Raw genomic sequence first — 13,374 nt, forward strand, 5'->3', positions numbered from 1 at the left:
GACCGAGCCCGTGGCGGGCGTACCGAGCCAGAAGCCAGGAGACGACATGGCCGACTTCAAACCGGGTCTCGAGGGCGTCGTGGCCTTCGAGACCGAGATCGCCGAACCGGACCGCGAGGGTGGCGCGCTGCGCTACCGGGGCGTGGATATCGAGGATCTGATCGGCCAGGTCTCCTTCGGCAACGTCTGGGCGCTGCTGGTCGACGGGCGGTTCGGCCCCGGCCTGCCGCCGGCCGAGCCGTTCCCGGTGCCGGTGCACTCCGGCGACATCCGCGTCGACGTGCAGTCCGCGGTCGCCATGCTCGCCCCGTACTGGGGGCTCAGTCAGCTGCTGGACATCTCCGACTCCCAGGCCCGCGCCGACCTGGCCCGGGTCTCGGTGACCGCGCTCTCCTTCGTCGCCCAGTCCGCCCGCGGCCTCGGCCTGCCGGCGGTGCCGCAGAAGGAGATCGACAAGGCCGAGACGATCGTCGAGCGCTTCATGAAGCGCTGGCGGGGCGAACCGGATCCCCGGCACGTCAAGGCCGTCGACGCGTACTTCATCTCGGCCGCCGAGCACGGTCTGAACGCCTCCACCTTCACCGCCCGGATCGTCGCCTCCACCGGTGCCGACGCCGCGGCCTGCATCTCGTCGGGCATCGGTGCGCTCTCCGGCCCGCTGCACGGCGGCGCCCCGTCGCGGGTGCTCACCATGCTGGAGGCCGTCGAGCGCAGCGGCGACGCCGAGGGGTACGTCAAGGGCGTCCTCGACCGGGGCGAGCGGCTGATGGGCTTCGGCCACCGGGTCTACCGGGCCGAGGACCCGCGTGCCCGGGTGCTCCGGCGGACCGCCCGGGAGCTGGGCGCCCCGCGTTTCGAGGTGGCCGAGGCGCTGGAGAAGGCCGCGCTGGCCGAGCTCCAGGCCCGCCGCCCGGACCGGGTCCTCGCCACCAACGTCGAGTTCTGGTCGGCCGTGGTGCTGGACTTCGCCGAGGTGCCGGCGCACATGTTCACCTCGATGTTCACCTGCGCCCGGATGGGCGGCTGGTCCGCGCACATCCTGGAGCAGAAGAAGCTCCAGCGGCTGGTCCGGCCGTCCGCCCGCTACGTCGGGCCGGAGACCCGCAAGCCGCAGCAGGTCGAGGGCTGGGACGCCATCCCGCACGGCGTCTGACCAGGCTCAATCCGCGAGGGGCGTCGACCGGCCGGTCGACGCCCCTTCCGCGTGCCCGCCCGCCCGTCCCGGTGGGTCCGCCCGCCCGCTCCCGGTGTGTCGGACGCCTCAGCCCCGGGCCTGGGACCAGCCCGCAGCCGGGCCGCCCCGGGTGCGAGGATGAAGGCCGGCAGTGTCGCCGGACCAGGCCCGGACCAGGCCGTGGCGTGCCCCAGTGCGCGTCCCGCCGCAGGTCCGCGCCGTCGAAGGGCCCGCCCTCGCCCATGCGGAAGGATCGAGAGAACCGTGGCTGACGCACCGACCATCCGGATTCCCGACGACATCAAGCCCGCCGACGGGCGGTTCGGCTGCGGGCCGTCCAAGGTCCGTCCCGCGGCGGTCTCCGCGCTCGCCGACGTGGCGACCAGCTACCTGGGCACCTCGCACCGGCAGCAGACCGTCCGCGCCGAGGTCGCCCGGCTGCGCCGGGGCATCGCCGAGTTCTTCTCCCTCCCCGAGGGCTACGAGGTGGTCATCGGCAACGGCGGCGCCACCGCCTTCTGGGAGGTCGCCACCTTCGGCCTGGTCCGCGACCGGGCCCAGTTCGCCAGCTTCGGCGAGTTCGGCGCGAAGTTCGCCAAGTCGGTCAAGGATGCGCCGTTCCTCGGCGAGCCGACCGTCCGCAAGGCCGAGCCGGGCAGCGCCCCGGGCCTGCTGGCCGAGGCCGGGGTGGACGTCTACGCCACCCCGCACAACGAGACCTCCACCGGTGTCGCGGTGCCGATCAACCGGGTGGCCGACGCCGACCCGGGCTCGCTGCTGCTGGTCGACGCCACCTCCGGCGCGGGCGGCCTGGACGTCAACGTCGGCGAGACCGACGTCTACTACTTCGCCCCGCAGAAGTGCTTCGGCTCCGACGGTGGCCTCTGGCTGGCCCTGATGTCGCCGGCCGCGCTGGAGCGGGCCACCGAGATCAAGTCGTCCGGCCGGTACATCCCGGCCTTCCTCGACCTGGTCACCGCGATCGACAACTCCCGGCTGGAGCAGACCTACAACACCCCGGCGCTGGCGACCGTCTTCCTGGCCGCCGAGCAGACCGACTGGATGAACTCGCAGGGCGGCCTGAGCTGGGCGGCCAAGCGCACCGCCGAGAGCGCCGAGATCGTCTACGGCTGGGCCGAGCGGGCCGACTTCGCCACCCCGTTCGTCACCGACCCGACCCTGCGCTCCAACGTGGTCGCCACCATCGACTTCGCCGACGGGGTGGACGCCGCCGCGATCGCCAAGGTGCTGCGCGCCAACGGGATCGTCGACACCGAGCCGTACCGCAAGCTCGGCCGCAACCAGCTGCGGGTCGCGCTCTTCCCGGCGGTGGAGCCGGCCGACGTGGAGGCGCTCACCGCCGCCGTCGACTACGTGGTCGAGCGGCTCTAGTCACACCCGTCACGGTGGGTGGTCACAGCGGCTGCCGCGGCCACCCACCGTGATCATCGCCGCAGCTCAGTCGCGACATGCGCAAGTCGCATCCCCCACCTGTGGGCAGATGAGCGTACGGTGGTGCGAGGACGCCCGGGTGGCCGGCTCGTGGCGTGACGGCCAGCGAAGCGGGACGGAGGCTACGCCATGCGCCCAGTACGCTTCGTCGCCCTCTCCGAGGACGGCCAGGCGCTGGTGCTCGCCGACGAGGTGGGGCGCCTGCTCGCCCTCCCCATCGACGAACGCATCGCTACCGTGCTGCACGCGGAGCCCGGTACGCCGCCGCTCGCCGTGGTGCCCGCCAGCGCCGACCCGACCCCGTCGCTGTCCCCCCGCGACATCCAGGCCCGGATCCGCTCCGGCGAGTCCGCCGAGGACGTCGCCCGGATCGCCGGTGTCCCCGTCGACCGGGTGCTGCGCTATGCCGGCCCGGTGCTCCAGGAGCGGGCCATGCTCGCCCAGCACGCCCGGCGCACCCGGCTCAAGGGGGCCGAGAAGGCCACTCCGCTCGCCGAGGTGGTCAACGGCCGGCTGGCCCAGCACGGCATCGACACCGAGAAGATCTCCTGGGACGCTTTCCGGCGCGACGACGGCACCTGGCGGATCATCGCCACCTGGCCGTCCGGGAAGGCCACCGCCCAGGCCGTCTGGGATCTCGACAAGCTCCGGCAGAACGTCGCCCCGCACGACGACATGGCGCAGTACCTGTGCGCCGAGCGTCCCACGCCGATCCTCGGCCAGGAGCCGGCACCGGAGCGGAGCGGTCACGCCCTGCCCGGTCCGTCGCGCGGTGAGCCGAGCCGGGGCGGGCACGGCCTGCCGGCCGCCGGCGACCAGGCCCGTCCGGGCCGGGATCCGATCCGGGCCGGGCGGGACGCCCTGCTCGCGTCCCTGGACCGTCCCCTCGGCGGCACCTCGGGGCGGGGGCTCGAACCGCGTTCCCCGGCCGCCTCGGTCGGCTCCGACGCGCCCCGTCAGCGGGTCGTCGGCGGCGGGGCCGCCGCCCTGCTCGGCGGTGGTCAGGGCTCCGCGTTCGACGACGACTCGGACGCGCCGAAGGAGGTCCCGGCCGTACCGTCGCTGGCGGTGCTCCGGCCCCGACGCACCGGCCCGGCGGCAGCGGCCGGCGGTGAGTCGACGGACGCCTCGGGCAAGCCGCGCAAGCGCCTGCCGAGCTGGGACGACGTCCTCTTCGGCAGCGGCCCGGCCGCCCGCGAGTCATCCTGATCGATGGACCACCCTGACGTCGACCGGCACACCGGGCCGGCACGTGTCAGGGTGGTCCGATGGAGTACACCAATCTGGGACGCACCGGCCTGTCGGTGAGCCGGCTCTGCCTCGGCACGATGAATTTCGGGCAGCAGACCGACGAGCCGGCCAGCTTCGCGGTCATGGACCGGGCGCTCGACCACGGGATCAACTTCTTCGACACCGCCAACGTGTACGGCTGGCAGACCGGTGAGGGGATCACCGAGCAGATCATCGGCCGCTGGTTCGCCCAGGGTGACGGCCGGCGGGACCGGGTCGTCCTGGCCACCAAGGTCTACGGCACCATGGGCGAGTGGCCCAACGAGCGGGGCCTGAGCGCCCGGCACATCGTCCGGGCCTGCGAGGACTCCCTGCGCCGGCTCCAGACCGACGTGATCGACCTGTACCAGATGCACCACGTCTCCCGGACCACCCCGTGGGAGGAGATCTGGCAGGCGATGGAGACGCTGGTCGCCCAGGGCAAGGTGATCTACGTTGGATCGTCCAACTTCGCCGGCTGGCACATCGCCCAGGCACAGGCCGCCGCCGCACAGCGCAACTTCCTCGGCCTGGTCGCCGAACAGTCCATCTACAACCTGCTCACCCGGCATGTGGAGCTGGAGGTGATCCCGGCCGCCCAGCACTACGGGCTGGGGGTGATCCCGTGGTCGCCGCTGCACGGCGGGCTGCTGGCCGGGCTGCTGCGCAAGATGGCCGAGGGCAGTGCCGCGCGGGGCACCGGTGGTCGCGCCGCCGAGGGGCTCGCCGTACACCGGTCCACCATCGAGGCGTACGAGAAGTTCTGCGCGGACCTGGGGCACGACCCGGCGAACGTGGCGCTGGCCTGGTTGCTCTCCCGTCCCGGGGTGACCGCCCCGATCATCGGCCCGCGCACCGTGGAGCAGCTCGACAACGCCCTCGGCGCGCTCGCGGTGGAGATCGACGGGGCGACGGAGCAACGGCTCGACGAGCTGTTCCCGCCGGTCGGCAACGGCGGTCCCGGGCCGGAGGCCTGGGCCTGGTGACCGGTCACTGATCCCCGGCGGGCGGGACGAGGAGCTCAGAGGGGCCAGCTGGCGAGGGGGGTGTGCCGGGGACCGGGACGGCTGTGCACCAGCACCAGCTCGGTCGCCGGCCACTGCGGGCCCGGGTGACCGTCGAGGGCGAGCCGGTCGGCGTCCACGTCGGACGGGTCGAGCCGGTCCCCGGGGCGGGCCACCGTCAGGTGGGGGCGGAACGGTCTCCGGTCGTACGGCAGGGCGGCCCGGCCCAGCGCGGCGCGGATCCGTCGGGCCAGCGTCCGCAGGGCGGCCACCTCCCCCTGGACGTCCACCCACAGCACAGTGGACCGGCCCTGCCCGAAACAGCCACCGCCGCCGAGCCGCAGCCGGGGCGGGTGGTTCCAGCCGGCGCGGGCTTCCCCGGCGGCCGACCCGAGGGCGTCGGTCACCTCGGGCAGCCGGTCGGGACCGACCTCGCCGAGGAAGGCCAGCGTGACGTGCAGGTGGGCCGGCGCGGTCAGGCGTACGTCGAGACCGGCGGCGGTGGCCGCGCCGACCCGCAGCCGGGCCGTCCGGGCGGTGATCTCCGCGACGGCGGCCGGCGGCGGGTAGACCGCGACGAAGAGTCTCACGCCCGCCGGTCGCGGGGGCGGCGGTCGGCGTCGACGGTCGGCAGCCCGAGCCCCGCGGCGGCCAGCAGCCCCTCGACCCGGACCCGCTCGATCTCCCGGTCGACCCCGGTCAGCTCGGCCAGGTGCTCGACCGTCCCCAGCGCCCGGCAGGCGGCGCGAAGCCGGTCGTCGTACGCCTCGATGACCGAACGGTGCCAGACCACCGAGCGGCCACCGGCGGCGAGCCGGTGGCGGCCCAGCCGCCGCAGGTCGGCGGCGAGGAGTTCGAGTGGCCGCCGGTCGGGCCGGTCCAGCTCGGTCAGGTCGACGTCGCGGGTGGACGGGCCGGCGGCGAAGTCCCGGTCGAGCCGGGCGATGGTCCGGCGTTCCCGGCGACGGTCCCGCCACTCGGACCAGCCGCAGGCCACCCGGTCGGCGATCTCGTCGAAACAGAGGAACAGGGCGAACACCACCGGCAGGCACGCCATGCCCAGGAGTGCCAACACCAGCACCAGCGTCCTCCCGCCTGCCACACCTCGACGCTACGACCCTTCGCGGCCGTCCGCCACCGCATTGTCACGGTCCGGAACCGGTCCGGGTCGACCGGCGCGGCGGCCGGGCGGTGACCCCGACCGCCCGGCGCGGCGGCCGGTCACGGTCCGGAACCGACCCCGCCCGGCGCGGCGGCCGGTCGGGGTCACCGCCCGGTCGGGGTGAGCAACCGGGGGCGGGAGACCACGTAGAAGCGGGGCATCGGCAGCACCCGGAAGCGCAGCCGGGCACCGGAGCGGCGGAGCTGCCAGGCGAGCGCGAGCAGGGCGGTGGCCAGCGAGACGAGTCCACCGATCCAGATGCTCGCCCCGGCGCCCCAGGTCTCGGCGACCCAGCCGACGATCGGTGCGCCGACCGGGTTGGTGCCGAGGAACACCAGCACCCACAGGGACATCACCCGCCCCCGGAACGCGGCGTCGGTGCCGAGCTGGACCCGCTGGTTGGCGGCCTGGGCGAAGAAGACCATGAAGAACCCGGTCGGCAGGAGCAAGGTCACCACCAGCCAGTACGCCGGGGCGAAGCCGACCAGGGTGCCGAAGACGGCGCAGCCGACCGCCGCGCCGAGCACCAGCCAGACCGAGGGGCGGCTGCGCCGTCCGGTGCCGGCGAGCGCTCCGGCCAGCGCGCCGACCGCCAGTGCGGTGCTGAACAGGCCGAACGAGGCGGCCCCGGTGTGGAAGACCGTCTTGGCGAGCGCCGCGAGGGTGAGCTGGAAGTTGAAGAGCGACATCCCGACGACCGACATGACCACCATCGGCAACAGCAGGTCGGGGCGACGCCGGACGTACCGCAGCCCGTCGACGATCTTCGCCGAGTCCCGTTCACCGATCGGCGGGAGGTCCTTGCGGTACAGCTCGGCCGGGCGCATCCGGACCACGTTGGCCAGCGGCGCGATGGAGCTGACCGCGGTGAACAGGAAGACCGGGCCGACGTCGAAGGCGGCGATGGCGAGCCCGGCCACGGCCGGGCCGATGATCCGGGCCGAGTTGAACACCGCCGCGTTGAGGGAGAGCGCGTTGGGCAGCAGGGTGGTGCCGACCAGTTCGCTGACGAACGCCTGCCGGACCGGCGTCTCCACCGCGTTGGCGGTGCCGAGCAGGGCGGCGAACGCGAAGACGTGCCAGAGCTGGACGAGGTCGGTGAGCACCAGCAGGCTCATCCCCAGCGCCAGCACCGTCCAGAAGGCGTTGGCGACGAAGAGCAGCATCCGCTTGTCGTAGCGGTCGGCGAGGCGGCCGGAGAGCAAGGTGAGCAGCAGCACCGGGGTGAACTGGAGCGCGGTCACCACGCCGAGCGCGGTGGCCGAGTTGTCGGAGAGCTCAAGGACGAGCCAGTCCTGGGCGATGAACATCATCCAGACACCGATCAGTTTGACCAGTTGTCCGGTGGCGAAGAGTCGGTAGTTGCGGACTCGTAGGGACTGGAACATCGTGCTCAGCTTCGCCTGCACTCTCGGTGCGCCTCCTCGGGTCGCGTACGCGTCATCGACGGCGGACGGCGCGGACCCGGTGGGGCATCAGTCGCGGGCGAGCTGCTGGAGGATCTCGGCGGCCCGCCGTAGCGTGTCGCGGTCGTCCTCCGGGAGCGCGGCCAGCCGGCTGGCCAGCCACTCGTCGCGGACCCGCTCGAACTGGTCGAGCACGGCCCGGCCCCCCTCGGTGGCCGCCAGGATGACCTGCCGGCCGTCGGTCGGGTGGGGGGTGCGCCGCACCAGGCCACGGTCCTCCAGCTTCGCGACGATCTTGGTCATCGTCGGTGGCTGGACCCGTTCGACGTCGGCCAGCTCCCGGGGCGTCAGCGCGCCCGCCAGCCGGAGGCTGGTGAGCGCGGAGAGCTGGGTGACCGTCAGGTCGCCGACCGGACGGGCCTGCCGGACCCGCCGGTTGAGTCGGGTGATCGCATCACGCAACTGGGGTGCCAGTTGCGCCGGTGGCACGCGGTTCGCCGTCACCGTCCGCTCCGTCACAGTCGTTAGCCTAACTAATGAGCCTGGCTAACGACACGCGATATGACCATGCTCACGAGGAGGAATTCCGCCGTTCCGGGCCGGGTGTCCCGACGGGTCGCCCGACCCGGAGGCGACGGGTGGGGCTACTGCACCGCGGCCTCGATCGGGCCACGCAGGAAGTACAGCACGAACAGCACCGCCACCGCGTAGAGCAGCGGGTGGATCTCCCGCGCCCGACCCTTGGCCAGCTTGAGCAGCACGTAGCTGATGATGCCCGCGCCGATGCCGTTGGAGATCGAATAGGTGAACGGCATCAGGGTGATGGTGAGGAACGCCGGAATGGCGATCTCGTAGTCGGTCCAGTCGATCGTCCGCACCGCGGTCATCATCAGGAAGCCGACCACCACCAGCGCCGTCGAGGCCGCCTCGAACGGGACCACGGTGGACAGCGGCGACAGGAACATCGCCAGCAGGAACAGGCCGCCGGCGACCAGGTTGGCCACCCCGGTCCGGGCACCCTCCGCGACCCCCGACGCGCTCTCGATGTACGACGTGTTACTGGACACGCTCGCCGCACCACCCGCCGCCGCGGCGATCGAGTCGACCAGCAGGATCTCCTTCGCCCGGGGCGGGGTGCCCTGCTCGTCGAGCATGTCCCCCTCCTGGCCGATCGCGACCATCGTGCCCATCGTGTCGAAGAAGTCCGTGATCAACAGGGTGAAGACGAACATCAGCGGGATCAGCCAGCCGGCCCGCTCCCACGCGCCGAGCACGTTGAAGTTGCCCAGCAGGGAGAGGTCCGGCACGTCCACGATCCGCTCGGGCAGCTTCGGGACGTTCAGCGACCAGCCCTCGGGGTTGGGCTTGCCGTCGACGAACGACGGCCCCACCTTGGCGACCGCCTCCACCACGATCGCCAGCACGGTCGAGGCCAGGATCCCGATCAGGATCGCGCCCCGGACCCGGCGTACCACCAGCACCAGCGTCACCAGCAGGCCCACCACGAAGACCAGCATCGGCCAACTGACGATCTTGCCGTTGATGCCGAGGCCCACCGGCACGGTGCTGTTCGCCGCGTCCGGCACCCGGCGGACGAAACCGGCGTCGACCAGCCCGATGATGGTCAGGAACAGCCCGATACCGACACCGATGGCGGTCTTGAGCTGGGTGGGCACCGCCCGGAACACGGCCGTCCGCAGGCCGGTGAGCACGAGGATCGCGATCAGCACACCCTCGATCACCACCAGCCCCATCGCGTCCGCCCAGGTCATCTCCGGGGCGATCTCGAACGCGACGAGCGCGTTCACGCCCAGACCGGCGGCGAGCGCCATCGGGAACCGGCCGACGACCCCCATCAGGATCGTCATCAGGCCGGCCACCAGCGCGGTCGCGGCGGCCAGCGCGGCAATCGAGAGCGTCTCGTCGTCACCGTCGACGGCCCCGCCCAGGATCAGCGGGTTCAGCACCACGATGTACGCCATCGTGAAGAAGGTCGCCAGCCCGCCCCGCACCTCGCGGGTCATCGTCGAGCCACGGGCGGAGATCTCGAAGAACCGGTCGAAACCGTTCCGGGGGTGGGCGGGATCAGGTGGGATGCCGTTGTCCGGCGGCGCAATGGCCATCAGGTCCTCGCAGGTGATCTTCCGTTGTCGCGCGCATCGTCGCAGATCAGCGGCGGGCCGGGAAAGTGCTTCGCGGTACGCTTCTGCCCGTGCCGCAGGAACAACCACCCCGACCCGAGCCGCTCGACCCGCCGATGGTCCCGTTCGCGGTGGCCGGGCTGGTCGCCTGGGCGGTCGCCGGCCTGTTCCTGCTGGTCTTCTTCCGTGACTGGCTCACCGAACACGGCCACCGGGACTGGCTCTGGACCTGCCTGGCCGGGTTCCTCTGGGGCTTTCCCGGTCTGGCCGTGATGATGCGGCACGACGCCCACCGTCGTCGCCGTCGACAGGCCGGCCGTCAGGGCTGACCGCCCGGCCGCCACGCCGACACCACCCGCCGCGCGGACCACCCCGCGACGGACCGCCCTGCGCTCAGGAGGGGTCGACCGGCTCCACCGACCCGGCCTGCTCCGCCGACACGGACGCCTCCACCGGCACGGACGCCTCCACCGGGCCGGAAGCGACGCCGACCGTCATCGACTCGACCGCGCTGTCGTCGTACACCGTCGGAAGCTCGTCGATCGCCGGCTCGGCGGTCTCCACCAGGGTCTCCGAGTGTGCGCCGCAGCCGTGGTCGGCGCTGACCACCCGACCGTCGTCGGGGGCGTAGAAGTTGCCGCAGGCCCCGAAGGCCTGCCGGAGCGCGCCGGCCAGCGGCAGGTAGAAGCCGCAGGTGCCGCAGCGGGCCGAGGCCGGGGCGGCGGTGGAGATCGGCGCGGACGGGCCGTGGTCACCGTCGTACCAGCGCTGGGCCGCCTCGGCGCGCCCCTCGCGGGAGAGCACCCGGGGGCGACCGAGGCCCAGCTCCCAGCTGGTCTCCTCGACCGCCGGGTCGTCGGAGAGCAGGTAGCCGGGGGCCAACCGGTCGTCGTCCGACGGGGTGAGGATCAGGTCGCCGGGGCCGAGGTCGCCCGGCTTGAGGCGTTCCTGCCAGGGCAGCCAGCCGGGCGCGAGCAGCGCGTCGGAGCCGGGGAGCAGCACCGTCTCACAGACGGTGACCTGCCGGCTGCGCGGCACCCGGGTGACGGTCACCGCCCAGCGCCAACCCCGGTAACCACCGAGCAGACACTCGAAATAGTGGGTGACCACCCGGTCACCCTCGGCGACGGCCCGCAGATGGTCCCCGATGTCGGCGGGCTCCACCTCGGTGATGGCGTCACGGGCCACCTCGACGGCGGCGGCGCAGACCTGGTCGAGGCGGGCGGCACGGGCGGGAGCGGGCCTGGTCACCCGACCATTGTTCCCCATGCGCGGCAGACGCCGACAGGCACTCCCCGAGTGAGTCTTCCCCGTGGTGCGGCGTACCTGGACCAGATGGGCGAGGATGGTGCACATGCCGCTGTTCTCCCGCTCCGGTCGGTCCGTGCTGGGCCGGACCGTCGGCACCGGCATCCGCGCCACCCGCCTGCTGCTGCGGGGCTCCGCCAACGGCGGACGCTGGGTGACCCGACGGGCCGGGTCGGCCCGCGCCAGGGGGGCCGGTGGCGAGGTCGGTATGGTCCGCCTCTTCGACCTGCACGCCCTCTCCTGCGCCGGGGACACCCTGATCGCCATCGGCCTGGCCGGGACCATCTTCTTCGACGTCCCGCTCGGCGAGGCACGCAGCAAGGTGGCCCTCTACCTGCTGGTCACGATGGTGCCGTTCGCGATGCTGGCCCCGGTGGTCGGCCCGCTGCTCGACCACTTCCGGCACGGCCGCCGGTACGCGCTGGCCACCACCATGCTCGGCCGCGCCTTCCTGGCCTGGCTGATCTCCGACTACCTCGGCAGCCTGGGGCTCTATCCCGCCGCGTTCGGCGTGCTGGCGCTCTCCCGGGCGTACGGGGTGGCCCGGTCCGCCGCGGTGCCCCGGCTGCTGCCGGAGGGCATCGGACTGTCCCAGGTGGGGGCGCGGGCCAGCGTCTACGGCACGGTGGCCGGGGCGTTGGTGGTCCCGCTGGGCCTGGCGGCGTTCTGGTTCGGGCCGCAGTGGCCGCTCCGCGTCGCCTCGGTCATCTTCCTGGCCGGCATGGTGATCGCGCTGCGGCTGCCGCCCCGGGCCGACTCCGAGCCGCCCGAGCGGGTACCCCGCCCCCTGCGGGCGCTGCGCCGCAAGGGCGACCGCCCGTTGGGCCGGGGACGCCCGGCGGGCCGGCTGGTGATCGCCACCCTGGTCGGCGCGGCGGGGCTCCGCGCGCTCTACGGTTTCCTGCTGCTCTTCCTGGCCTTCGCGCTGAAGAAGGGCGACCTGACCAACGACTTCCTCGGCTGGCGGCTCAACGACCAGACGTCGCTCGGCATCATCGGCGGGGCGCTGGCCGTCGGCGGTTTCCTGGCCACCGCGGTCGGCACCCGGCTGCGGATCCACCGCCCGGCGGCCATCCAGTCCAGCACGATGATCATCGTGGCCGGGGTGGGGATCCTGGCCGTGCTGAAGTTCTCGCTCCCCATGGTGGCGCTGTTCTGCCTGGTCGCCGCCCTGTCCAGTGGCATCGCCAAGCTCGCCGTCGACGCCTCTATCCAGGAACGGATCCCGGAGCGGCTGCGGGCCAGTTCCTTCGCCCACTCGGAAACCGTCCTGATGCTCGCCTTCGTCGCCGGTGGGGGGCTCGGCCTGGTCCCCTTCGAGGGTCGGGCCGGCATCGCCGTCGCCGCCGGGGTGGGCGTCCTCGCCGCCGCCCGGGGCGTCGTCGTCGCCGGCCGGCTGCGCACCGAGCGGCTGCTGGGTCGGCCGCTCACCGACGAGGAGTTGGCCGCCCAGGACCGGGCCGCCGCCGCGGCCGCCGACCCCACCGGCCGCCCGACCGGCGACGCCGCCGCCGACCCGGTCACCCCCCGGGCCGACCCGCCGGGCGACAGTGCCGACGACGCGGCGACCGAGGCGGCGGCGCGGGCCGCCCCGACCTCCCCCGCCCCGCGCGGGGCGGCCGGTCCCGAACGCCACGGCGACGGGCTGGCCCCGCCGGGCTACCACATCTACCGGCCGTCCTCGGCCGTCCCGGGCAGCGGCAGCGGTGCCGACGAGCAGCGGCGGGAGTCGCCAGGGCCGGTGTCGTGACGGGTCTGCTGGTGCTGACCGCGGTACCGGCCGAGGCGGAGGCAGTCCGGGCCGGGCTGGCCGACCCGACGGTGACGGTCCGGGCGGTCGGCGTGGGTCCGGCCGTGGCCGGTGCCACCACCGCCCGCCTGCTGGCTCTCGCCGAGGCCGCCGGCCGCCCGTACCGTGCGGTGGTCAGCGCCGGGATCGCCGGCGGCTTCGCCGGCCGGGCCCCGGTCGGCGGTACGGTGCTCGCCTCCCGCAGCGTCGCCGCCGACCTGGGAGCGGAGTCGCCCGGGGGCTTCATCCCCCTCGACGAGCTGGGGATGCCGGCGGAACTCCTCGGCGCCGGCCCCACCATCGAGGCCGACCCGGCGCTGCTGGGCAGGCTGCGCGCCGCCCTCCCGGAGGCGGTGGTCGGGGCGGTGCTCACGGTCAGCACGGTCACCGGCACCACCGCGAGCACCGCCGCCCTGGCGGACCGGCACCCCGACGCGGTGGCCGAGGCGATGGAGGGGTACGCGGTGGCGGTCGCCGCCGCGCAGGCCGGCATCCCCTTCGCCGAGCTGCGGACGATCTCGAATCCGATCGGCCCCCGCGACCGCGACGGCTGGCGGATGCGCGAGGCGATCACCGCCCTGACCGGGGCGGCCCGGACCCTGTCCTGACCGGGGCGGCCCGGACCCTGTCCTGACCGGCGTGGCCGGTCCAGGCGTCCCGGGGCAGGGG

13 protein-coding genes are annotated in these 13,374 nt (G+C 73.7%); 7 read left to right on the plus strand and 6 right to left on the minus strand.

Features of this window, described 5'->3' with window-relative positions; genetic code table 11:
• Nucleotides 1-46 precede the first annotated feature (46 nt).
• The 4 genes from GA0070623_RS15710 (at nt 47) to GA0070623_RS15725 (ending at nt 4,881) form a co-directional block, all read left to right on the plus strand.
• Complete coding sequence (locus GA0070623_RS15710; protein ID WP_089004080.1) at nt 47-1,153, plus strand: citrate synthase 2; 1,107 nt, start codon at nt 47-49, stop codon at nt 1,151-1,153.
• Nucleotides 1,154-1,438: 285 nt separating this feature from the next.
• Nucleotides 1,439-2,566, plus strand: coding sequence for a phosphoserine transaminase (serC, locus tag GA0070623_RS15715; RefSeq protein ID WP_067312524.1), 1,128 nt, complete (start codon nt 1,439-1,441; stop codon nt 2,564-2,566).
• Nucleotides 2,567-2,755: 189 nt separating this feature from the next.
• Entirely contained in the window at nt 2,756-3,835 is a 1,080-nt protein-coding gene (gene sepH / locus GA0070623_RS15720; RefSeq protein WP_067312522.1) for a septation protein SepH, read from the plus strand.
• A gap of 59 nt (nt 3,836-3,894) precedes the next feature.
• Nucleotides 3,895-4,881 (plus strand): aldo/keto reductase, encoded by a 987-nt coding sequence (locus GA0070623_RS15725; RefSeq protein WP_067312520.1) that lies wholly within the window; start codon nt 3,895-3,897, stop codon nt 4,879-4,881.
• A 35-nt stretch (nt 4,882-4,916) separates the two neighbouring features.
• Here the strand turns inward: GA0070623_RS15725 and thpR are convergent, their stop codons facing one another.
• From thpR to GA0070623_RS15750, 5 genes are all read right to left on the minus strand, one after another.
• A complete protein-coding gene (thpR, locus tag GA0070623_RS15730; RefSeq protein ID WP_067312517.1) occupies nt 4,917-5,489 on the minus strand; it encodes an RNA 2',3'-cyclic phosphodiesterase in 573 nt (190 codons plus the stop codon).
• Nucleotides 5,486-6,001 carry a hypothetical protein gene (locus GA0070623_RS15735; protein WP_089004081.1) on the minus strand — a complete coding sequence of 172 codons (516 nt, stop codon included), beginning with the start codon at nt 5,999-6,001 and terminating at the stop codon, nt 5,486-5,488. Before GA0070623_RS15735 ends, thpR begins: the two co-directional genes overlap by 4 nt.
• A 164-nt stretch (nt 6,002-6,165) precedes the next feature.
• Nucleotides 6,166-7,470, minus strand: a complete 1,305-nt coding sequence (locus GA0070623_RS15740) for an MFS transporter (RefSeq protein ID WP_067312515.1) — start codon at nt 7,468-7,470, stop codon at nt 6,166-6,168.
• A 66-nt stretch (nt 7,471-7,536) separates the two neighbouring features.
• Nucleotides 7,537-7,986 (minus strand): MarR family winged helix-turn-helix transcriptional regulator, encoded by a 450-nt coding sequence (locus GA0070623_RS15745; RefSeq protein ID WP_172898407.1) that lies wholly within the window; start codon nt 7,984-7,986, stop codon nt 7,537-7,539.
• Nucleotides 7,987-8,111: 125 nt separating this feature from the next.
• Nucleotides 8,112-9,590 (minus strand): NCS2 family permease, encoded by a 1,479-nt coding sequence (locus tag GA0070623_RS15750; protein ID WP_067312513.1) that lies wholly within the window; start codon nt 9,588-9,590, stop codon nt 8,112-8,114.
• Nucleotides 9,591-9,679: 89 nt separating this feature from the next.
• Here GA0070623_RS15750 and GA0070623_RS15755 point away from each other — a divergent pair, with 89 nt between their 5' ends.
• Nucleotides 9,680-9,937: a DUF2530 domain-containing protein gene (locus GA0070623_RS15755; RefSeq protein ID WP_067312511.1), complete on the plus strand. Its 258-nt coding sequence runs from the start codon at nt 9,680-9,682 to the stop codon at nt 9,935-9,937.
• Nucleotides 9,938-10,001: 64 nt separating this feature from the next.
• On the opposite strand, the gene GA0070623_RS15760 is transcribed toward GA0070623_RS15755, so the two are convergent.
• Nucleotides 10,002-10,964 carry a DUF3027 domain-containing protein gene (locus tag GA0070623_RS15760; RefSeq protein ID WP_172898408.1) on the minus strand — a complete coding sequence of 321 codons (963 nt, stop codon included), beginning with the start codon at nt 10,962-10,964 and terminating at the stop codon, nt 10,002-10,004.
• Here GA0070623_RS15760 and GA0070623_RS15765 point away from each other — a divergent pair.
• Nucleotides 10,963-12,666 (plus strand): MFS transporter, encoded by a 1,704-nt coding sequence (locus tag GA0070623_RS15765; RefSeq protein ID WP_089004327.1) that lies wholly within the window; start codon nt 10,963-10,965, stop codon nt 12,664-12,666. The genes GA0070623_RS15760 and GA0070623_RS15765 overlap by 2 nt on opposite strands.
• On the plus strand, nt 12,663-13,313 hold the full coding sequence (locus tag GA0070623_RS15770; RefSeq protein WP_067300226.1) for a futalosine hydrolase: 651 nt from the start codon (nt 12,663-12,665) through the stop codon (nt 13,311-13,313). Before GA0070623_RS15765 ends, GA0070623_RS15770 begins: the two co-directional genes overlap by 4 nt.
• Nucleotides 13,314-13,374 lie beyond the last annotated feature (61 nt).

Origin of the sequence: Micromonospora rifamycinica (assembly GCF_900090265.1) — a bacterium.
Lineage (GTDB): Bacteria > Actinomycetota > Actinomycetes > Mycobacteriales > Micromonosporaceae > Micromonospora > Micromonospora rifamycinica.